21 protein-coding genes are annotated in these 19855 nt (G+C 74.4%); 7 read left to right on the top strand and 14 right to left on the bottom strand.

The genetic code is table 11. The features are described 5' to 3' along the window. Nucleotides 1–8: 8 nt before the first annotated feature. The 6 genes from OSR43_RS00505 to OSR43_RS00480 all read right to left on the bottom strand — a co-directional run bounded on the left by OSR43_RS00505 (nt 9) and on the right by OSR43_RS00480 (nt 4878). Nucleotides 9–956 carry a DUF5926 family protein gene (locus tag OSR43_RS00505; protein ID WP_302268959.1) on the bottom strand — a complete coding sequence of 316 codons (948 nt, stop codon included), beginning with the start codon at nt 954–956 and terminating at the stop codon, nt 9–11. 9 nt (nt 957–965) lie between these two features. Beyond that, nucleotides 966–1793 carry a glycerophosphodiester phosphodiesterase family protein gene (locus tag OSR43_RS00500; protein ID WP_302268958.1) on the bottom strand — a complete coding sequence of 276 codons (828 nt, stop codon included), beginning with the start codon at nt 1791–1793 and terminating at the stop codon, nt 966–968. Between the two features lie 66 nt (nt 1794–1859). Then, nucleotides 1860–2501 carry a 3-oxoacid CoA-transferase subunit B gene (locus OSR43_RS00495; protein WP_302268957.1) on the bottom strand — a complete coding sequence of 214 codons (642 nt, stop codon included), beginning with the start codon at nt 2499–2501 and terminating at the stop codon, nt 1860–1862. After that, on the bottom strand, nt 2501–3265 hold the full coding sequence (locus tag OSR43_RS00490) for a CoA transferase subunit A (RefSeq protein WP_302268956.1): 765 nt from the start codon (nt 3263–3265) through the stop codon (nt 2501–2503). The genes OSR43_RS00495 and OSR43_RS00490 overlap by 1 nt, the downstream gene beginning before the upstream one ends. Nucleotides 3266–3323: 58 nt before the next feature. Then, nucleotides 3324–4511, bottom strand: coding sequence for an ATP-binding protein (locus OSR43_RS00485; protein WP_302268955.1), 1188 nt, complete (start codon nt 4509–4511; stop codon nt 3324–3326). Between the two features lie 82 nt (nt 4512–4593). After that, complete coding sequence (locus OSR43_RS00480) at nt 4594–4878, bottom strand: hypothetical protein (protein WP_302268954.1); 285 nt, start codon at nt 4876–4878, stop codon at nt 4594–4596. Between the two features lie 51 nt (nt 4879–4929). Between OSR43_RS00480 and OSR43_RS00475 the strand changes: the two genes are divergently transcribed. The 3 genes from OSR43_RS00475 to OSR43_RS00465 are packed head-to-tail and all read left to right on the top strand — an operon-like array spanning nt 4930 to nt 6597. Further along, on the top strand, nt 4930–5346 hold the full coding sequence (locus OSR43_RS00475; protein ID WP_302268953.1) for a DUF4385 family protein: 417 nt from the start codon (nt 4930–4932) through the stop codon (nt 5344–5346). Between the two features lie 30 nt (nt 5347–5376). Further along, the gene (locus tag OSR43_RS00470; RefSeq protein ID WP_302268952.1) at nt 5377–6243 is read left to right on the top strand and encodes an Fpg/Nei family DNA glycosylase; all 867 of its coding nucleotides are present in this window, start codon (nt 5377–5379) and stop codon (nt 6241–6243) included. Between the two features lie 18 nt (nt 6244–6261). Then, entirely contained in the window at nt 6262–6597 is a 336-nt protein-coding gene (locus tag OSR43_RS00465) for a rhodanese-like domain-containing protein (protein ID WP_302268951.1), read from the top strand. Nucleotides 6598–6633: 36 nt separating this feature from the next. Here OSR43_RS00465 and OSR43_RS00460 read toward each other — a convergent pair whose 3' ends face one another. Together OSR43_RS00460 and aat are read right to left on the bottom strand one after the other, a co-directional pair. Further along, nucleotides 6634–7137: a hypothetical protein gene (locus OSR43_RS00460; protein ID WP_302268950.1), complete on the bottom strand. Its 504-nt coding sequence runs from the start codon at nt 7135–7137 to the stop codon at nt 6634–6636. A gap of 96 nt (nt 7138–7233) precedes the next feature. After that, nucleotides 7234–7959, bottom strand: coding sequence for a leucyl/phenylalanyl-tRNA--protein transferase (gene aat, locus OSR43_RS00455; RefSeq protein WP_302268949.1), 726 nt, complete (start codon nt 7957–7959; stop codon nt 7234–7236). A 36-nt stretch (nt 7960–7995) separates the two neighbouring features. Between aat and OSR43_RS00450 the strand changes: the two genes are divergently transcribed. Then, on the top strand, nt 7996–8688 hold the full coding sequence (locus OSR43_RS00450; protein WP_302268948.1) for an EcsC family protein: 693 nt from the start codon (nt 7996–7998) through the stop codon (nt 8686–8688). Here the strand turns inward: OSR43_RS00450 and OSR43_RS00445 are convergent. From OSR43_RS00445 to OSR43_RS00420, 6 genes are read right to left on the bottom strand one after another with little or no spacing between them, the layout of a single operon-like run. After that, nucleotides 8649–9863 (bottom strand): hypothetical protein, encoded by a 1215-nt coding sequence (locus tag OSR43_RS00445; protein ID WP_302268947.1) that lies wholly within the window; start codon nt 9861–9863, stop codon nt 8649–8651. The genes OSR43_RS00450 and OSR43_RS00445 overlap by 40 nt on opposite strands. Further along, complete coding sequence (locus OSR43_RS00440; protein WP_302268946.1) at nt 9860–11047, bottom strand: hypothetical protein; 1188 nt, start codon at nt 11045–11047, stop codon at nt 9860–9862. Before OSR43_RS00440 ends, OSR43_RS00445 begins: the two co-directional genes overlap by 4 nt. After that, nucleotides 11044–12150, bottom strand: coding sequence for a hypothetical protein (locus tag OSR43_RS00435; RefSeq protein WP_302268945.1), 1107 nt, complete (start codon nt 12148–12150; stop codon nt 11044–11046). The genes OSR43_RS00440 and OSR43_RS00435 overlap by 4 nt, the downstream gene beginning before the upstream one ends. After that, nucleotides 12147–13064, bottom strand: coding sequence for a hydroxymethylglutaryl-CoA lyase (locus OSR43_RS00430; protein ID WP_302268944.1), 918 nt, complete (start codon nt 13062–13064; stop codon nt 12147–12149). The genes OSR43_RS00435 and OSR43_RS00430 overlap by 4 nt, the downstream gene beginning before the upstream one ends. Further along, nucleotides 13061–14983, bottom strand: coding sequence for a biotin carboxylase N-terminal domain-containing protein (locus OSR43_RS00425; protein WP_302268943.1), 1923 nt, complete (start codon nt 14981–14983; stop codon nt 13061–13063). The genes OSR43_RS00430 and OSR43_RS00425 overlap by 4 nt, the downstream gene beginning before the upstream one ends. Before the next feature lie 11 nt (nt 14984–14994). Next, nucleotides 14995–16545 (bottom strand): carboxyl transferase domain-containing protein, encoded by a 1551-nt coding sequence (locus tag OSR43_RS00420; RefSeq protein WP_302268942.1) that lies wholly within the window; start codon nt 16543–16545, stop codon nt 14995–14997. A 126-nt stretch (nt 16546–16671) separates the two neighbouring features. On the opposite strand from OSR43_RS00420, the gene OSR43_RS00415 reads away from it, so the two are divergent. From OSR43_RS00415 to OSR43_RS00405, 3 genes are all read left to right on the top strand, one after another. After that, complete coding sequence (locus OSR43_RS00415) at nt 16672–17958, top strand: O-acetylhomoserine aminocarboxypropyltransferase/cysteine synthase family protein (RefSeq protein WP_302268941.1); 1287 nt, start codon at nt 16672–16674, stop codon at nt 17956–17958. Nucleotides 17959–17977: 19 nt separating this feature from the next. Further along, on the top strand, nt 17978–19090 hold the full coding sequence (locus OSR43_RS00410) for a homoserine O-acetyltransferase (RefSeq protein ID WP_302268940.1): 1113 nt from the start codon (nt 17978–17980) through the stop codon (nt 19088–19090). Between the two features lie 186 nt (nt 19091–19276). Beyond that, nucleotides 19277–19852: a TetR/AcrR family transcriptional regulator gene (locus tag OSR43_RS00405; protein WP_302268939.1), complete on the top strand. Its 576-nt coding sequence runs from the start codon at nt 19277–19279 to the stop codon at nt 19850–19852. Nucleotides 19853–19855 lie beyond the last annotated feature (3 nt).

The raw sequence follows: 19855 nt of genomic DNA, 5'->3' as shown, positions 1-19855 counted from the left end.
GTCGGCGCTCAGCGGATGGTCACCTGCCGGGTGGCGAGGCCCTGGCGGGCCGAGCGCTGCTCGGAGGTGAGGTCGGAGGTGTCGGCGAGCGCCTCGGCCAGCTCCTGGCGGAACCGGTCGGCCGGCTCCTCGAGCACCTCCGCGCCGGTGCCCAGCGGCAGGTCCCACACGGGTGCGAGCAGGCCGTGGGCGCGGAACATGCCCACGAACCGCGAGTCCGGCACCAGCACGTCGCGGCCCGCGACGTGCAGCCGCGCCAGCGCGGTGAGCAGGTCGTCCTCCGGCTCGGGCATCACCCAGCGCAGGTGCTCCTTGGTGCCGACGTTGGTCCAGTACGCCGCCTCGACGCTGGTCAGGCGGGCGGTGGGGCTGGCGGCACCGTTGGCCTGCTCGAGCGCGGCCTCCATGCCGCTGGTGTCCTCGAGGTCGGCGATCCAGTACTCGAAGCCCTCGTGCACGGTGACCTCCAGCCGGTCGCCGGTGACCAGGTCCTGCAGGCGGGGCCCGGCCGCGGGCGGCTCGGTGAGGCCGACGATGCCCGGCTCGGCGACCAGCGCCTGCTGCAGGGCGGCCGCGAGGTCGCGGGAGGGGTCGCCGAAGGAGTGCTGGACCTGCAGGCCCAGCCAGGTCTGACCGCTCTCCCGGGCCATCGCCGGGGCCGCCATCGGCAGCAGGCTGGCGAGCACGACGGTGCGGTCCGGGTCGTCCTTCAGGGTCAGCGGCGCGGTCGCGGCCGGCACCAGCTCGCGCATCGCGACGATGTCGCACTCCGAGGGCAGGCCCTCGAACGGCCGCGCGACGAAGGGGGCAGCCGCCCCGCCGGGGGCGCCGTGGCAGGCCTTGTACCGCTTGCCCGAGCCGCACGGGCAGGGCTGGCGGGGGCCGACCTCGCCCTCGGCGAGGGGCGCGGAGGTGCGCGCGTCCGGGCGGGACTTGGTGCGGGACTTCTTCGCCATGGGCGAAGACTAGGCGCCGAGCTGCTCGAGGACGTACGCCGGGCGGTCGGTGATGACCGCGCGGACGCCGAGCTCGAGGCACAGGTCGAGCTGCTCGCGGGTGTTGACGGTCCACACGTGCATGCCGTGCCCGGCGCGGGTGATCCGCGGGCCGAGCGAGGGGTGCTCGGCCAGCTCCTCGACCCCGGGCCCGACGAGCCAGTCGGGGCCGATCATCCGGCGCAGGGCCGGCCAGTACTGCGCGCGCTCGAGCAGCATCACCAGCGGCACCCCCGGCGCGAGCCGCTCGACCCGCTGCAGCGCGGTGAAGCTGAAGCTCATCACCCGCGCCGGGCTCCCGGCCCGGTCCCAGCCGAAGTGCCGCAGCGTCTCCACGACCCGGCGCTCGACCAGGCCGCTGTAGCGCGTGGGGTGCTTGGTCTCGATCGCCAGCTCCACGCGCCGGTCGTGGTCCGCGGCCACCTCGCACAGCCGGCGCAGGGTGAGCACCCGGTCGTGCTCCTCGTCGCGCTCCGGCGCCTCGTCGTCGAGGTCGGACCAGAGGTTCTTCCAGGTCGCGAAGTCGAGCTCGGCGAGCTCGGCCAGCTCCATCGTGGAGACGACGCCGCGCCGGCTCGCGGTCCGGCGCAGCTTGCGGTCGTGGACGCAGACCAGGTGGCCGTCGGCGGTCAGCCGCACGTCGCACTCGAGCGCCTCTGCGCCGGCGGCCAGCGCCGCGACGTACGCGCCGAGGGTGTGCTCGGCGTTGTCCGCGCTGGCCCCCCGGTGGGCGACGACCTGCGGCCGGGTCGCGGGCGTGGGGGGCGTGGCCGCCTGGCCGGCACCGTCGGACTGCACCGTCCCATCGTCGCGCACGACCGGCGCGGGGGGCGCTCGCCGGGCCGGGTCAGCCGCGAGTGCCGTTCAGCTGCGCAGTGCCGGCTCGGTCTTCTCGCGCACCTCGTCCTCGGTGACGCCGGGCGCGAGCTCGACCAGCCGGAGGCCACCGCCCTCGGCGGGCGCCACGACGTCGATGACGGCGAGGTCGGTGATGATCCGCTGCACCACCCCGCGGCCGGTGTAGGGCAGGGAGCACTCCTCGACGATCTTGTAGGACCCGTCGCGGGCGACGTGCTCCATCAGGACCACGACCTTCTTCGCGCCGTGGACGAGGTCCATCGCGCCGCCCATGCCCTTGACCATCTTCCCGGGGATCATCCAGTTCGCGATGTCCCCGGCGGCGCTGACCTGCATCGCGCCGAGGATCGCGGCGTCGACCTTGCCGCCGCGGATCATCCCGAAGGACGTCGCGGAGTCGAAGAAGCTCGCGCCCCGCCGGACCGTCACGGTCTCCTTGCCGGCGTTGACCAGGTCGGGGTCCTCCTCGCCCGCCAGCGGGTAGGCGCCCACGCCGAGGATGCCGTTCTCCGACTGCAGCACCAGCTCGACGTCGTCGGCGACGAAGCTGGGCACGAGCGTGGGCAGCCCGATGCCGAGGTTGACGTAGGACCCGTCGGTCAGCTCCGAGGCCGCGCGCGCGGCCATCTCCTCGCGGCTCCAGGCCATCAGCGGACCATCCTCTTCTCGATGCGCTTGTCGGCCGCCTGCTCGGGGGTCAGCGCGACGACCCGCTGCACGAACACCCCGGGGGTGTGCACGTGGTTGGGGTCGATCTCGCCGGGCTCGACCAGCTCCTCGACCTCGGCGATGGTGACCCGCCCGCACATCGCGGCGAGCGGGTTGAAGTTGCGGGCGGAGTCCTTGTAGACGAGGTTCCCGTGCCGGTCGCCCCTCCAGGCCCGGACCAGGCCGACGTCGGCCACGATCGCGTGCTCGAGCACGAACTCCCGCGGTCCGTCGGCGGTCTCGAAGACCTGGGTCGGCTTCGGCGGGGACGCGACCACGACGTTCCCCTCGGCGTCGTAGCGCCACGGCAGACCCCCCTCGGCGACCTGCGTGCCGACCCCGGTGGCGGTGTAGAACGCCGGGATCCCCGACCCGCCGGCCCGCATCCGCTCGGCGAGCGTGCCCTGCGGGGTCAGCTCGACCTCGAGCTCGCCGGCGAGGTACTGCCGCGCGAACTCCTTGTTCTCCCCGACGTAGGAGGCGACCATCCGGCGCAGCCGGCCGGCCGCGAGCAGCCGGCCCAGGCCCCAGCCGTCGACCCCGGCGTTGTTCGACACCGCCTCGAGCTCGTCGACCCCCGCCTCGAGCAGCGCCTCGATCAGCACCGAGGGGATCCCGCACAACCCGAACCCGCCCACCGCGATCCGCGAGCCGCTCGCGACGTCGGCCACCGCCTCGGCAGCGCTTCCCACAACCTTGTCCACAGGAGGGATCTTCGACCGGTCGGTGGACGGGGTCAATCGGCGGGTCGGTCGGGGAGGGTCACCGGGCCCGGAGGAACTTCCCGAAGTGCGGGACCGTGAACGCCACCGAGCCGCGCTCGCCGGAGTACACCAGCCCCTTCTTGATCAGCCCGTCGCGGGCGGGCGAGAGCGACTGCGGCTTGCGCCCCAGGTGCCGGGCCACCTCGGCGGTGGCGACCGGGCCGTCGTCGGCCTCCGCGCCCAGGTCGGCCATGGCGGTCATGTAGTCGCGCTCGGCGGGCGTCGCGCGCTCGTAGCGCGCCCCGAAGAAGCCGATCGCCAGCTCCGCCTCCGCGAGGGGGGCCGCCTCGGCGACGTCGTCCAGGGTGACCGGGGAGCCGACCGCGGCGTCCCAGACGACCTTGCCGTAGGCCTGGACGAAGTAGGGGTAGCCGTCGGTGAGGCGGTAGAGCTCGTCGAGCGCCCCGGCCTCGAAGTCGACGCCCTCCTCGGCCGCCGGCACCCGCCAGGCGCGGTCGGCCATCTCCCGCGGGAGGCGGTCGACCGAGACGTAGCGGAAGAGCCGCTCGGCGTAGGACTTCGAGGCGGCCAGCGCGACCGGCAGGTGCGGCAGGCCCGCGCCGACGACGACGAGCGGTGCGCCCAGCTGGCTGATCTCGTGGCACGCCCCGCACAGGGCGGTCAGCTCGGCGGGGTCGATGTCCTGCATCTCGTCGACGAACAGGGCGATCCCCACGCCGAGGTCGCCGGCGAGGCCCGCGACGTCGGTGAACAGCTCGAGCAGGTCCAGCTCGAGGTCCCCGGAGTCGGCGCGCCCCTTGGTGGCGGGCACGTCGAGCGGCGGGGTCCAGGCGTGGCCCTTGCGGTCGGCCAGCGTCGTGCGCAGGGCGTAGGCCTTGAGCACCCCGGCGACCTCGTCGACCCGGTCGGGGTCGCGGTGGCGGTGGGCCACCTCGCGCACGGCGGCGTGGACGGCCTGGGCGACCGGCGTCCGGATGCTGCGGTCGGGACGGGCCTCGATCTTGCCCGTGCCCCAGGCCCGCTTCACCGCCTGGCTGCGCAGCGCGTTGAGCAGCACGGTCTTGCCGACCCCGCGCAGGCCGGAGAGCACCATGCTGCGCTCCGGCCGGCCCGCGGCGACCCGCTCCAGGGTGATCTCGAACTGCTCCAGCTCCAGGTCGCGGCCCGCCAGCTCCGGCGGTCGCTGCCCGGCGCCGGGGGCGTACGGGTTGCGGATCGGGTCCATCCGACGACCGTATCGCCGATATGCGCCCGTCTAGGGTTCCTCCTAGACGTGTCGCGACGGCCCTATCGGCGGACGCGAGCCGCTAGCCGGCGACGGACGGCAGCGTGCCGGTGGCGTCGGTGTCGCCGCCCATCCGGCGGCCCAGCGCGATGTCGTACTGCTCGTCGAGCCCGGTGCGCAGCGCCTCGATCAGGGTGGGCACGTCCTCGACGGAGAGCCGGAAGGACCCCGCACAGAGGTTCTCCCGCCACAGCGAGAGCACGACGAGCCCCGACTCGTGGTGCCAGGAGACCCGGAGCGCGCGGTCGTCCCCCCGGGCGTCGAGGTGGATCGAGCCCGAGACCGGGAGCGGTCGCGCAGCGGTCATCCGCCCATGGTGCACCCGTCGCAGCCGGTTGTCACCGGGTACCGGCACGTCGTGCGCCGCTTCGACTACTCCCTCGACTACGCGGACCTCGACCTGCGCGAGCACCCCGAGCTGTACGCCGTGGGTCGCGGCGAGCAGGGCGTCTTCCACGTCGAGCCGTACAAGTCCGAGCTCCTGCCCCTGTGGGAGTTCGCCACGGTGGAGAAGGCCGAGCGCTCCAGCGCGGCGATCGCCGAGCGCTTCGGGGCCTACCTCGCCGCGGGCGACTTCGTCGGCGCCGACATGGCCCGGAAGTACCTCCAGATGGGCTACACGCGGGCCCGCCGCTACGCCAACCGGCAGGAGGGCGGGAAGGCCCAGGAGAAGGCCGACGCCGCCCAGGTGTTCAAGGCGGCCTGGGACGCGGCCGCCGCCGACGCGACGTACCAGCGGCTGCGCGCGGAGCACCGCGAGCGCTACGACGCCTGATCTGCTCCCCGTCCTCCTAGACTCGACGACGTGCCCGAGCTGCCCGAGGTGGAAGCGCTGGCCCTCGACCTGTTGGGCCGGCTCGACGGACGCGCGATCGTCAAGGTCCACGTCGCGGCGTTCAGCGCGCTGAAGACCTTCGACCCGCCGCTCAGCGCCCTCGAGGGGACGCTCGTCGACGACGTCACCCGGCACGGCAAGTTCCTGGACCTGGACTGCTCCGGGACCCACCTCGTGCTGCACCTCGCCCGCGCGGGCTGGGTGCGCTGGCGCGACGAGGTGCCGACGATCCCGCCCAAGCCGAGCACGAAGTCCACCCTGGCCGTGCGCATCGTCCTCGACGACGCGTCCGGGCTCGACGTCACCGAGGCGGGCACCCGCAAGAGCCTGGCGATGTACGTCGTGCGGGACCCGATGGACGTCCCCGGCATCGCCACGCTGGGCCCCGACCCGCTCGTCGACGACTTCACCGTCGAGCGGCTCGGCGAGATCCTGCAGCGCGAGGGCCGCAAGCAGATCAAGGGCGTGCTGCGCCACCAGGGAACGATCGCCGGCATCGGCAACGCCTACTCCGACGAGGTCCTGCACGCGGCCCGGATGTCGCCGTACAAGCCGGCGAGCTCGATCGAGGGCGAGGAGCTGCAGAGCCTCTTCGACGCGCTGCGCGCCACCGTCGGCGCCGCGGTCGACCGCTCGCGCGGGCTGGCGGCCAGCGAGCTCAAGGGCGAGAAGAAGTCGAACCTCGCCGTCCACGGCCGCACCGGACAGCCGTGCCCGGTGTGCGGCGACACCGTCCGCGAGGTCTCCTTCGCCGACTCCAGCCTGCAGTACTGCCCGACCTGCCAGACCGGCGGCAAGCCGCTGGCCGACCGGCGGATGTCGAAGCTGCTCAAGTAGGCCGGGTTAACTGGTGCCATGAACCAGATCCCCACCGTGACCCTCGACGGCGTGCCCGACCCCCTCCCCGAGGGCCTGGTGGTCCTCGACGTGCGGGAGCCGGTGGAGTGGGAGCACGGGCACATCGAGGGCGCCGTGCACGTCCCGCTCATGGACCTGCCGCAGCGCCTCGGCGACCTGCCGGTCGGGCAGACGCTGGTGGTGTGCAAGGTCGGCGGCCGCTCCGCGCAGGCGGTCGGCTACCTCGCCCAGCAGGGGTACGACGTCGTGAACCTCGACGGCGGGATGCTCGACTGGGAGGCTGCCGGCCGACCGATGGTCAGCGAGAACGGCCAGCAGCCCCGCGTGGTCTGACCTGGGTCCGACCGGGCACGACCCCGGTGCGGTGGATCAGGGAGTGGTGTCCTCGGTGGGCAGCCCCTCGGGGGAGGGGGCCTCGGCGGACGGCGCACCCATGCCCGGCATCTGGTCGGCGCAGTTCTCGGTCATCCAGGTGTTGAGCGCCTTCATCTGCTCCTGCTCGGAGTCGGAGTAGTCACCGGAGTCCTCGAGCTCGGAGAGGTCCTCGACGTCCTCGATGTCCTGGGCCTGCTCGAGGACGAGCTCGAAGCCCTGGCGGGCGTCGTCGGGCAGGTCGCTGGGCGTGCCGACGTCCTTCATCTTCGCGCTCCACTCCTTGAGCGCGTCGACGGCGGCCTGCTCCTGCTCGCTCTCCGACCCGTCGGTCGGGGCGGCGACGAGCGACTCGAAGATGCTGCTGTAGGCGGTGCAGAAGTCCTCGGTCGACGCGTCGTCCGGCGCGGAGCTGGCCTCGTCGTCCCCACCGCACGCGGCGGCGAGGGGGGCGAGCAGCAGGAGGGACGAGGTGGCGACGGCACGGCGCAGGTTCAGCATGAGTTCCTCACGGTTGGGTGGCTGGTGCGGCGCGTGCCCTGCGGGTGGCAGGACGAGCGGGGCGCCGCTGGCTCACTCTGCCCAGCCTGGCACGGATCAGTCCTCGGCGGCCTTCGGGGTCGGCACCGGGGTCGGCACCAGCCCGGGAGGCAGGGGGAGCCGCACCGCGCGGCGCAGCCGGTCGAGGTACGTCGCGCGCGGCACCTCGACGACGCCGAGCGAGGCGAGGTGCGGGGTGGACCACTGGACGTCGAGCAGGCGGTCGGCGGCGTGCTCGTCGCGCAGCCGCTCGACCAGCCCGACCAGGGCGACCTTGGAGGCGTCGCGCGCCGTGTGGAACATCGACTCCCCCGCGAACAGCCCGCCGACCGCGACGCCGTACAGCCCGCCGACCAGCTCGCCGTCGCGCCAGGCCTCCACCGAGTGCGCCCAGCCCAGCTCGTGGAGGCGGAGGTACGCCGCGCGGATGTCCTCGTCGATCCAGCCCTGCGGACGGCGCGGGTCGCCGCAGGCGTCGACGACCGCCGCGAAGGCGGTGTCCACGCGGACGTCGAAGTCGCGGCAGGACCGCCGCAGCGAGCGGGAGACCGTGAGCCCGTCGAGTGGGAGGACCCCACGGCGCACCGGGCAGAACCAGTACATCGGGTCGCCCGGCGTCCCGGACGGCATCGGGAACAGCCCCTGCCGGTACGCCGCGAGCAGCGTGCCGGGCGCGAGGTCGGCGCCGACGGCGACGAGGTCGTCGAGCGGGTCGTAGCCGGCGGGGTCGCCGAAGGCCCACGCCGACGGCGGCGGCTCGACGGGGACCACGGGATCGGGCACGGACCGACGTTAGCGAGGGCTCCCTACGATGTCGGCATGAGCGTCAAGCGCAGCGTCACCGGACACGTCGGCCGGCAGCTCGCCCCCCGGTTGGCCCAGCTGGCCCCCGGGCTGACCACGTCCTTCGTCCGGGAGGCCCTGCACCGCGCGATCGCCGGCGTCGGCCCCCTGCCCCCGGCCGCGGCCGCGGCGGAGAAGCAGCTCGCCGAGCAGAAGGGCGACGTCGACCGCGCGGTGCACGAGGTGATCGAGAACCACGTGCGCTACGCCGGCGCCAGCGGCTTCACCACGAACGTCGGCGGCCTGGTGACCGCGGCGGTGACCATCCCGGCGAACATCACCGGCCAGGCGCTCATCCAGTGCCGGATGATCGCCGGGATCGCGCACCTGCGCGGCTACGAGCTGGCCGACCCGCGGGTGCGCAACGCGGTCCTGGTGACCCTGCTCGGCGAGGACAAGGTCGACGAGCTGGTCAAGAAGAACAAGCTCCCCGCCCCGCCGATGGCGCTGGCGACGGCCCCGACCCACGACCCCGACCTCGACGCGATCGTCTCCGCGGAGGTGGCCACGGAGCTGATCACCAAGGTGGCGGGCAAGCGGATCGCCACGACGATCGGTCGCCGCGTTCCGGTGGTCGGCGGCATCGTCGGCATGGGCGCCGACGGGTACGCCACCTGGCGGGTGGGCCGCTACGCCGACCGCGAGCTCCTGCCCCGCACCCGGCGGTAGACCGCGAGGGCGGCGCGGCCGCCCCGGCCGCCCTGGAGGCGGCGCACGACCTTCTCGCGCAGTCGGTAGGAGGGGCGCAGGTAGGACCGGTCCAGCGCCCGGCGCGTCTCGTCGAGCTCGCCACGCAGGCGGTCCTGCTCCTCGCGGAGCGCGACGTTGTCCAGCAGCAGCGCCTTGATCGCGTCGACGGCCGCGCCGGCCACCTGGCGCTCCGCCGGGTGGTCGGGGTCCGACCACCGCGGGAGCGGGGGCGGCCCGGCCAGGTCGGCGAGGTCGCCGACGACGTCGTACCCGCGCCGGGCGACCTCCTCGGCCCAGTCCGCGGCGAGCTGCCGGGCCCACGGGTGGACGTCGGGCGGCAGGGCCAGGCGCGGGGAGCGGGTGCGCCGCGACAGCGTCTGGTGGGCGAGCAGTTCGCGGACGAGCGGACGGTAGTGCGCCGGCTCGACCACCTCGTTGACCGCGCGGTTGACCCGCCGCAGCAGGGCGGTCTCGGGGACGCCCAGGGAGGGGTTGGCCCGCTCGGCGTGCAGGTCGAGGTCGACGTCGTCGAGGCCGAAGGCGTGGCTGAAGCGCTGCCAGAGCAGCTCCGGCGGCCCACCCGGGGGCGGCACGGTCACCAGGTGGACCCGCTCGGGCGGCAGGTCGTGGCCCCAGCGGGCGAGGATGTCGGGGATCTCCTGGACGCCCCAGAACCAGGTGGCGATCCGGCTCTCCCGCGCGGGGTCGCGGACCTGCTCGAGGAACGCCGCGTAGCTGATCGTGCTGCGGTGCTTGACGTTCTCCTGCCACTCCGCGGGGATCTGGCGCACGAGGTCGCGCACGGAGAGCACGAGGTGCACCTCGGTGCCGGACCCGTGGCCGAGCGACTCCAGCGCGCGGCCGACCTGGGAGCGCGACGCGGTGGCCAGGATCTCGTGGCTGACGACCGACGTGCCGCTGTGCCGGCGCACCCGCTCGGCGAGCCGGTCCCAGGCACCGACGGCCTCGGTCTCCAGGCCGCCCCAGGGCAGCCGCATCAGGTCCAGCGCGGCGAGGAAGTGGGCGTCGAACCGGTCGGCGGGGTAGAGGATGCCGTGCCCGGCGAGGAGCCGCTGGTTCCGGAACAGCACGTCCTGGAGGTAGGACGTTCCGGTCTTGGGCGTGCCGACGTGGAGGAGAACTTTGGCGCTCATCGGTCCTCGCTCCCCCTGTCGTCCTCCGTGCCCGTGCCGGCGTCCGTGCCCGCACCTGCGCCCGCGTCCGCCGCCAGCAGCAGGCGCACGGCGAGGGCGAGCACGCCCTCCTCCGAGGGCTCGGGCACGCCGTCGGGGTGCCCGGGCAGCAGCCCGTCCGGGTCGCCGACGACAGGGTAGCCAGCCGACCGGGCGGCGTCGCGCAGCCGCACCGCGCGGGTGCGGACCCACCGGTCGTGCTCCGCGGGCACGACGAGGGGCGGCCCCCCGGCCGCGGCCAGCCGCGGGACCAGCACCTCCCGCAGCACCCGGGTGCGTCGCTCCGGCGGCACGAGCAGGCCCAGCACGGGCGCCGTGCGCCGGGCGAGCTCGGCGCCGTCGGCCGGCAGCACCGGCGGACCCGACAGCGGGCCGCGGGTGCCGGTCAGCCGCGGCAGGGCCGCGGGGTCGAGGACGAGCCGCACCCGGTCGCGGCCGACGCGGGACTCCCACCGGCGCAGCGCCTGGAGCACGTCGACCCGCGGGGGGACCCGGTCGCGGCGCACGGCGTCGTCCAGCCAGTCCGGCCACGACGGTGCGCCCTCGCCGGTCACCCGGTGGCACCAGGCGTGGCCGAGCATCGTGGCGAGGTCGTCCGCGAGCACCAGCACGACCGACCCGCGGCCGCCGGGTTCGCGGCCCTGCTCCCGTGCCTGTCGGCGGGCGGCGTCGGCCAGCCACGGGTCGCCGACGAGCCGGAAGCGCCGGCGCCAGGGCCGCGTGGCCCCGGGTGGCACCGGCGGGAGGTCGGCGGCCACCAGCTCGTCGGCGAGCACCGAGGTCGCGACGCGCACGAGCTCGTCGGCGGGCAGGGCGGCGGGGTCGACGGGGCGGGGCCCGAACCGACCGGGCTCCACGGCGCCGGCCAGCTCCAGGTCCGGCCGTCCGCGGCCCGGCGCGCTGGCGGCGAGCACACGGCCGACGAGCCCGGCCGAGGGCCGCCCGGCGGCGTTGACGCGGCGGAGCAGCTCGAGCTGCTGGGCGCCCGGGAGGAGCCGGCCGTGGGTGGCCGAGGCGTCGGCCTCACCCGCCCAGCCGTCCCAGGGGGTGGTGCCGCCGGCGCGGAGGTGGGCCAGCCAGCCCCACGCGCGCCGTTCCCCGGCCGCGGGGGGCCGCGAGCCGGTGGCCGGTGCCGGTGGGGTCACTGCTGCCGGAGCCGCTGGGCGTGCGCCCGCGCCTTGGCCAGGATCGCCCGCTCGGGGTCCTGCCGGCGGGCGGCCTCGCGGGTCATCGCGGCGAGGGCGTCGAGGGTGACGCCGAGCTGCTGCTTCGGGGGGACCCGGTCGGGGTCGCGCCAGGTCTGCTCGTCGGGCGGCGGCCCCGGCCGGAGCTCCTCCAGGTCGCCCACGACGTGGATGCCGGAGGCCCCGACCCAGTCGATCCAGCGCTGCGCCTGCTCCTCGGCCCAGGGGTACATGTCCGGGGGCAGCCGCACGGGGGCCGACTCGCGGCCCACGAGCTCTCCCTGCGCGAGCATCTCCCGGATCAGCTCGTCGTACGACGCCTCGCGGCGGGTGGCCCGGTCCATCCGCCGGTTGAGCCGGCGCACGACCTGGGTCTCCACGATGCCGAGCGACTGGTTGGTGCGGTCGCTGTCCTGCGGCGCCCAGGCGGGGTCGATGTCGAGGGCCGCGCAGAAGCGCCGCCACAGCTCGTCGCCGCGCTGCTCGGCCACGCGGCGCGGCGGGACCGTGACCAGGTGGACCTGCTCGGGCGGGAGGCCGGCGCCCCAGGTCGCGAGCACGGCGGGGAGGTCGAAGGCGTGGGAGAACCACGGCCTGCCCTCGCGGGTCCGGGCCAGGAAGCGCCGGTAGGTCCACTTGCGGCCCTGCTTGATGCTCTCCTGCCAGGCGGCGGGGACCTGGCGGGCGAGGTCGCGCGCGCTGTAGACGACGTGCAGCTCTGCCCCCTCGCCGGCGAGGTCGCGCTTGGCGCGGGCGACCTGGGCGGGCGTGGCGGGCGCGAGGATCTCGTGGCTGATGACCACGGTCCCGGTCCTGCGCCGCGCCTTGCGGGCCAGGGCGTTCCAGGCGCCGGCCGCGTGGCCCGGCGGACCACCCCAGTCCTGGCCCAGGAGGTCGAGGGCGGCGCGGAAGTGGAACAGGGCCGGTGTCACGAGCGGCGACCCGGTCGGCACGTGCACGCCGTGCCGGGCGAGCAGCCGCGCGTTGCGGGTCAGCCGGTCCTGGACGTACGTCGTGCCGGTCTTGGGTGCCCCGACGTGGAGGTAGACGCGGCGGGTGCTCACGACCCCGATCCTGCCAGGGCACGGACGACGGCCGACGGGCTGGGCCGTCCCAGCTGCCGCGCCATCCAGGCACTGGTGGCCACGACGGCGTCGAGGTCGACGCCGGTCTCGATGCCGAGCCCGCGCAGCATCCACAGCAGGTCCTCGGTGGCGAGGTTGCCGGTGGCGCTCCCCGCGTAGGGGCAGCCGCCGAGGCCGCCGGCGCTGGCGTCGAAGGTGGTGATCCCCGCCTGCAGCGCGGCGTAGGTGTTGGCGAGCGCCTGGCCGTAGGTGTCGTGGAAGTGCAGGGCGAGCCGCTCGGGGCCGAGGCCGGCGGCCGCGAACGCCTCGACCAGGGTGCCGACCTGCCCGGCGGTGCCCACGCCGATGGTGTCCCCGAGGCTGAGCGTGCTCGCGCCGAGGTCGACGAGCCGCCGGCCAGCGGCGACGACCTGCTCGACCGGCACCGCGCCCTCCCACGGGTCGCCGAAGCACATGCTGAGGTAGGCACGGACCTCGACGCCGGCGTCGCGTGCGCGGCGCACGGTCGGCTCGAACATCGCGAACTGCTCGTCGAAGGACCGGTTGAGGTTGCGCTGGGCGAAGGTCTCGGTCGCGGAGCCGAAGACGGCGACGTGCCGGCAGCCCAGCTCCAGGGCGCGGTCCAGGCCGCGGTCGTTCGGCACCAGCACCGGCAGGTCGCGGGCGCGGTCGCCGATCCGCTCGCCCAGCACGGTGAGCAGGTCCGCGGCGTCGGCGAGCTGGGGCACCCACCGGGGGTGGACGAAGCTGGTGGCCTCGACGACGGGCAGGCCGGCGGCGAGCAGCCGCTCGACGAACTCCGCCTTGACCTCGGTCGGGACCTGGCCGGCCTCGTTCTGCAGGCCGTCGCGGGGACCGACCTCGTAGACCGTGACGTGGGTGGGGAGGGTCATGACAGGTCGGTACCCGTCACCTCGAACAAGCGCGCCCCGAGCGGCACCTGTCGCCCGGCGACCGCCTCCACGGCCGTCACGGTGCCGTCGTACGGCGCCTTGAGCGCGAACTCCATCTTCATCGCCTCCATCACCCCGAGCACCTCGCCGGCCGCGACCTGCTGCCCCTCGGCGACCCGCACGTCGAGGACCGTGCCGGGCATCGGCGCGGGCACCGTGCCGTCGCCGGCGTCGGGCCCGGTGTCGGCGAGCACGTCGGGGCGGGTGAACACGTGGCGCTGCCCGTCGAGGACCACCTCGACGGTGTGGGCGCGGGCGTCGACGACGGCGCGACGACGGCGGCCCTCGACCTGGGCGACGACCACGTGCCGCTCCGCGCTGACCGCGGCGAACGGCACGCCGTCGACGGTCCCGGCGGCGCCGACGCGGCCGTCGGTCACCGGGACCGGGCGGTCCAGCTCGACCAGGACGGGTGCCGGCGGGCCGGCCAGCCGCCAGCCGTCGGCCTGGAAGGGGTGGGGCTCGCCGGTCGCGGCCGGGGTGAGCAGGTGCGCCGCGGTCCACGCCGCGAACAGCCGGGCCTCGTCCGGCGCGGGAGCGGCGAGCTCGTGGCGGTCCAGCCACGCGGTGTCGATGGTGGCGTCGCGGAACTCCTCGCCCGCGACGAGCGCGCGGAGGAAGCCGGTGTTGGTGGTCAGCCCGGTCACCGCGGTCTCGTCCAGGGCGCGCAGGAGCGCGCGGCGCGCGGACTCCCGGTCGGGGCCGTGCGCGACGACCTTGCCCAGCATCGGGTCGTACGCCGTGGACACGACCTGCCCGCTCTCCAGCGCGTGGTCGACCCGGACGCCGGGTCCGGTGGGCCAGCGGACCAGCTCGGCCCGGCCGGCCTGGGGCAGGAACCCGCCGAAGGCGTCCTCGGCGTACACCCGGGCCTCGATGGCGTGCCCGCGCGCCGGGAAGGGGCCGAGCCCCTCGAGCCGGCCGCCGTCGGCGACGAGCAGCTGCAGCTCGACGAGGTCGACGTCGTGGACCAGCTCGGTGACGGGGTGCTCGACCTGGAGGCGGGTGTTCATCTCCAGGAACCAGAACTCCCCGGTGTCGGCGTCGAGCAGCAGCTCGACGGTGCCGGCGCCGACGTAGCCGACCTGGGCGGCGAGCGCGACCGCGGCCCGGGCGACCTCGGTCCGCGTGGCCTCGTCGAGCGTGGGAGCGGGCGCCTCCTCGAGCACCTTCTGGTGCCGGCGCTGGGTCGAGCAGTCGCGCTCGCCGAAGGCCAGCACGGTGCCGTGGGTGTCACCGAGGACCTGCACCTCGATGTGGCGGCCGCGCTCGACGTACCGCTCCACCAGCAGCGTGTCGTCGCCGAACGCGCTCGCGGCCTCGCGGGCGGCGGCAGCCCGGGCCTCGGGCAGCTCGGCCGCCGAGCGGACCACCCGCATGCCCTTGCCGCCGCCGCCGGCGGCCGCCTTGACCAGCACCGGGTAGCCCAGGGTGCCGGGGTCCGCGTCGAGGGCGTACGACGGCACGACGGGCACGCCCGCCGCGACCGCGACCTCGCGGGCGATGTCCTTGCGGCCCATCTGCTCCATCACCGCGGCGCTCGGGCCCACCAGGACGACCCCGGCGGCCTCGAGCGCGCTCGCGAACGCCGAGCGCTCGGACAGGAACCCGTAGCCGGGGTGGACCGCGTCGGCACCCACCGACACCGCCGCCGCGACGACCTCGTCGACGTCGAGGTAGCTGCCCACCCGGACCGCCTCGTCGGCCGCGCGGACGTGCGGCGCGGCGGCGTCGAGGTCGGTGTGGACCGCGACGGTGCGGATGCCGAGGCGGGCCGCGGTCCGGAAGACCCGCAGCGCGATCTCGCCGCGGTTGGCCACGAGGAGGGTGCGGATGCGGCCGCTGGTGGAGCCGGTCATGTTCGTTCCCATCACATGCGGAAGACGCCGTAGGAGGGCGCCGGGATCGGGGCGTGGGCGGCGGCCGCGAGGCCCATGCCGAGCACGCGGCGGGTGTCGACGGGGTCGATGACGCCGTCGTCCCAGAGCCGGGCCGTGGCGTAGTACGGCGAGCCCTGGGTCTCGTACTGCTCGCGGATCGGGGCCTTGAGGTCCTCGTCGTCCGGGCGGCCCGCGACGGTGGCGAGCACCGACGCGGCCTGCTCGCCGCCCATCACCGAGATCCGCGCGTTGGGCCACATCCACAGGAACCGCGGGTCGTAGGCCCGCCCGCACATGCCGTAGTTGCCAGCGCCGAACGAGCCGCCGATGACGACGGTGAGCTTCGGGACCACCGAGCAGGCGACCGCGGTGACCAGCTTGGCGCCGTCGCGGGCGATGCCCTTGTTCTCGTACTCCCGGCCGACCATGAACCCGGAGATGTTCTGCAAGAACACCAGCGGGATGCCGCGCTGGTTGCACAGCTCGATGAAGTGCGCGCCCTTGAGGGCGGACTCCCCGAAGAGGATTCCGTTGTTCGCGACGATCCCGACCGGGTGGCCCCAGACCCGCGCGAAGCCGGTCACCAGCGTCTCGCCGTAGAGCTTCTTGAACTCGTGGAACCGGCTGCCGTCGACCACCCGGCGGATGACCTCGCGCACGTCGTACGGCGTGCGGGTGTCGGCGGGCACCACGTCGTAGAGGCCCTCGGGGTCCTCGGCCGGCTCCTCGACCTCGTGCACCTCCCACGGCGCCGCTCCGCCGACCCGGTGCGGCGGCCGCTCGAAGGTGGAGACGATCGACCGGACGATCGCGAGCGCGTGGGCGTCGTCCTCGGCGAGGTGGTCGACCACGCCGGAGGTGCGGGCGTGGACGTCGCCGCCGCCGAGCTCCTCGGCGGTGACGACCTCGCCGGTCGCGGCCTTCACCAGCGGCGGGCCGCCGAGGAAGATCGTGCCCTGCTCCTTGACGATGACGGTCTCGTCCGACATCGCCGGGACGTAGGCGCCGCCGGCCGTGCACGAGCCCATCACCGAGGCGACCTGCGGGATGCCGCGCGCGGACAGGTTGGCCTGGTTGAAGAAGATCCGCCCGAAGTGCTCGCGGTCGGGGAAGACCTCGTCCTGGAGCGGCAGGAACGCGCCGCCGGAGTCGACGAGGTAGACGCACGGCAGGTGGTTGTCGGCCGCGACCTGCTGGGCGCGCAGGTGCTTCTTGACGGTCACCGGGTAGTACGTCCCGCCCTTGACCGTCGCGTCGTTGGCGACCACCACGCACTCGCGTCCGCTGATCCGGCCGATGCCGGTCACCACGCCGGCCGAGGGCACGGACGTCTCCCCCGGCGCGCCGTACATCCCCGTCGCGGCGAGCGGGCTGAGCTCGAGGAACGCGCTGCCCGGGTCGAGGAGCCGGTCGACGCGGTCGCGGACGAGCAGCTTGCCGCGGGCGGTGTGCTTGGCACGCGCCGCCTCCGAGCCGCCGAGCCGGGCGGTCGCGAGGCGCTCGCGCAGGTCCTCGACGAGCGATCTCAGGTCCTGGGTCACCCGGGCAGGTTAGCGATCGTTAACCGGTAACGTCGAGCGACCGGGTGCGTCCGCTCGGCGGACGCCCATTGTCCACCGAATGGCTCGACAATACGCTGGCGCGCCCGACCCACCCAGGAGGAACACGTGCCGCACAGCCCCGAGACCCTCGCCGTCCACGCCGGCCAGGAGCAGGCCGACCCCGCGACCAACGCGCGGGCGGTGCCGATCTACCAGACCACGTCCTACGTCTTCAACGACACCGAGCACGCCGCGAACCTGTTCGCCCTGGCCGAGCCGGGCAACATCTACACGCGCATCATGAACCCGACGCAGTCGGTCTTCGAGGACCGCGTCAACCAGCTCGAGGGCGGGGTGGGCGCCCTGGCGACCGCGAGCGGCTCGGCCGCCACGACGTACGCCGTGCTCAACCTGACCTACGCCGGCGACAACATCGTCGCGCTCTCCACGCTGTACGGCGGCACCTACGCGCTCTTCGCCCACACCCTCCCGCAGTTCGGGATCGAGGTCCGCTTCGTCGACCCCGAGAAGCCCGAGGACCTCGCGAAGCACGTCGACGAGAAGACCAAGATGGTCTTCGGCGAGACGATCGGCAACCCGCGGATCAACGTCATCGACATCCCCGCCTGGGCCGAGGCCGCCCACGCCCAGGGCCTGCCGCTGGTCATCGACAACACCACGCCCTCGCCGTACCTCGTCCGGGCGATCGAGCAGGGCGCCGACGTCGTCGTGCACGCCGCGACGAAGTACATCGGCGGCCACGGCACGTCGATCGGCGGCGTGATCGTCGACTCCGGGAAGTTCGACTGGGCCGCGCACTCCGAGCGGTTCCCCGGCCTCACCCAGCCCGACCCGGCCTACCACGGCGCGGTGTGGACCGAGGCCGCCGGCCCGGCGGCGTACATCATCCGCGCCCGCACGGTGCTGCTGCGCAACACCGGCGCGGCGATCACCCCGATGAACTCCTGGCTGTTCCTGCAGGGGCTGGAGACGCTGCACCTGCGCATGGAGCGGCACAGCGAGAACGCGCTGGCGGTAGCGCGGTACCTCGAGGGCCACGAGGCGGTCTCCTGGGTGAGCTACCCGGGCCTGGAGTCCAGCGCCTACAAGGCCGTCGCGGACCGCACCTTCACCGGCAAGGGGTACGGCGGCCTGGTCAGCTTCGGTCTCAAGGCCGGCCGCGAGGGCGGGCGGACCTTCATCGAGTCGCTGGAGCTGTTCAGCCACCTCGCCAACATCGGCGACGCCAAGTCGCTGGCGATCCACAACGCCACGACCACCCACTCCCAGCTGACGCCCGAGGAGCTCGTCGCCGCCGGCGTGCCCGAGGACATGGTCCGCCTCTCGATCGGCATCGAGCACGTCGACGACATCATCGCCGACCTCGAGCAGGCGCTGTCGGCCACCAAGTAGCGCCGGGCAGCACCGCTCCGTGACCGGACCGATCGGCTACGTCGAGACCCAGCGGGTCGTCCTCGCCTCCGAGGACGACCCACTGCGCCTGCGCGGCGGCGGGCGGCTCGACCACGTCGAGGTCGCCTACGAGACCTACGGCGCGCTCTCGCCGGACCGCGACAACGCGGTGTTCGTCTGCCACGCCCTCACCGGGGACGCGCACGCCGCCGGGCTGCACCTGGGCGCCAAGAAGCGCGGGTGGTGGGACAACCTGATCGGTCCTGGTCGGCCGGTCGACACCGACCGGTTCTTCGTCGTGTCGGCGAACCTGCTCGGGGGCTGCTCGGGCACCACCGGGCCGCTGTCGACGGACCCGGCCACGGGCGCGGCGTACGGCCTGGGGTTCCCGATGCTGCACATGAGCGACCTGGTGGCCGTGCACCGGCGGCTGCTGCGCTCACTGGGGGTGTCGCGGCTGCACGCCGCCGTCGGTGGATCGCTGGGCGGGATGCAGGTCCTGCAGTGGGTGGTCGACGCCCCCGACGAGATCGACCAGGCGGTCGTCGTGGCGGCCTCCTCCCGGCTGACCCCGGAGAACATCGCCTTCTCCTCCGTCGCCCGCGAGGCGATCATGAGCGACCCCGACTTCCACGACGGGCGGTACGCCGAGAAGGGCGTCCAGCCGCGCCTTGGCCAGAAGGTCGCCCGGATGATGGCCCACATCACCTACGTGTCGGCCGCCTCGCTCGAGACCAAGTTCGGCCACCGGCGCACCAGCACCGGCGACGACTGGCGGATGGGGCCGGACTTCGAGGTCGAGCACTACCTCCAGCACCAGGGCGAGACGTTCCTCGACCGCTTCGACGCGCTGTCCTACCTCTACCTGACCCGGCTGCTCGACTACTTCGACCCCTTCGCCGACCCCTGGACCGCCGACCGGCTGCGCGCCACCCGCACGCGCTTCCAGGTCACCTCCTTCGACAGCGACTGGCGCTTCGACACCGGCCAGTCCCAGCGGCTCGCCCGCGAGCTCGCCGCCTGCGGGGTCGACGTCGACCTCGCCGAGCTGGCCTCGCCCTGGGGCCACGACTCCTTCCTCCTCGAGCCGCCCGGCTACCACGAGCGGTTGCGGGGGTTCCTCGTCGACTGAGGCTCGGGGGGTCGGTGGTTGAGAAGGCCGCGGAGCGTCAACATCCCAAGTGAACCTGGGATGTTGAAGGTTCCCTGCGGTTGCAACGGCCGCGGAGCGTGAGGATCCCAAGTGAACTTGGGATGTTGACGCTTCCCTGCCTTTCCCCCGCCGGGCCAGGGCCGGCCCCCGCTAGCCTTGCCGACCGTGAGCCGTCGCGCGCAGATCCTGGCGACCGCGGCCGAGCTGTTCGCGGCACGCGGGTTCCACGGGGTGTCGGTGGCCGACCTCGGGGCGGCGTGCGGGATCTCCGGGCCGGCGCTCTACAAGCACTTCCCGTCCAAGGACGCGATGCTCGCCGAGATGCTGGTGTCGATCAGCGAGGAGCTGCTGGTCGTGGGGCGCCAGCGGGTCGCCGAGGCGGGCGACCCGGAGGCGGCGCTGGTGGGGCTGGTGGACTGGCACGTGTCGTTCGCGCTCGGCCGGCGGGCGCTGATCGTCGTCCAGGACCGCGACTGGGAGTCGCTGCCGGCCGACGCGCGGGAGCGGGTGCGTGCGCTCCAGCGGGCGTACGTCGACCTGTGGGCCGACCAGCTGCGCGGCGTGCACGAGGGGCTGGGGACCGAGCGGGCGCGGGCGATGGCGCACGCGACGTTCGGGCTGCTGAACTCCACCCCGCACAGCGGCCTCCTGCCCGACGAGCCGATGCACGAGCTGCTGGCCGGCATGGCGCTCGCCGCGCTCGGCGTGCGGGCACCGGTCGGTCGGCCCAGCGGGGCCTAGGCT

This window comes from Nocardioides sp. Arc9.136 (assembly GCF_030506255.1).
Lineage (GTDB): Bacteria > Actinomycetota > Actinomycetes > Propionibacteriales > Nocardioidaceae > Nocardioides.
This window is presented reverse-complemented; position numbering and strand designations above follow the sequence as displayed.

Excerpts from the sequence above, each read along its gene's own strand:
- OSR43_RS00505 (WP_302268959.1), bottom strand. The coding sequence starts at position 956 with ATGGCGAAGAAGTCCCGCACCAAGTCCCGCCCGGACGCGCGCACCTCC.
- OSR43_RS00495 (WP_302268957.1), bottom strand. The coding sequence starts at position 2,501 with ATGGCCTGGAGCCGCGAGGAGATGGCCGCGCGCGCGGCCTCGGAGCTG.
- OSR43_RS00485 (WP_302268955.1), bottom strand. The coding sequence starts at position 4,511 with ATGGACCCGATCCGCAACCCGTACGCCCCCGGCGCCGGGCAGCGACCG.
- OSR43_RS00480 (WP_302268954.1), bottom strand. The coding sequence starts at position 4,878 with ATGACCGCTGCGCGACCGCTCCCGGTCTCGGGCTCGATCCACCTCGAC.
- OSR43_RS00465 (WP_302268951.1), top strand. The coding sequence starts at position 6,262 with ATGAACCAGATCCCCACCGTGACCCTCGACGGCGTGCCCGACCCCCTC.
- OSR43_RS00460 (WP_302268950.1), bottom strand. The coding sequence starts at position 7,137 with ATGCTGAACCTGCGCCGTGCCGTCGCCACCTCGTCCCTCCTGCTGCTC.
- OSR43_RS00450 (WP_302268948.1), top strand. The coding sequence starts at position 7,996 with ATGAGCGTCAAGCGCAGCGTCACCGGACACGTCGGCCGGCAGCTCGCC.
- OSR43_RS00445 (WP_302268947.1), bottom strand. The coding sequence starts at position 9,863 with ATGAGCGCCAAAGTTCTCCTCCACGTCGGCACGCCCAAGACCGGAACG.
- OSR43_RS00430 (WP_302268944.1), bottom strand. The coding sequence starts at position 13,064 with ATGACCCTCCCCACCCACGTCACGGTCTACGAGGTCGGTCCCCGCGAC.
- OSR43_RS00425 (WP_302268943.1), bottom strand. The coding sequence starts at position 14,983 with ATGACCGGCTCCACCAGCGGCCGCATCCGCACCCTCCTCGTGGCCAAC.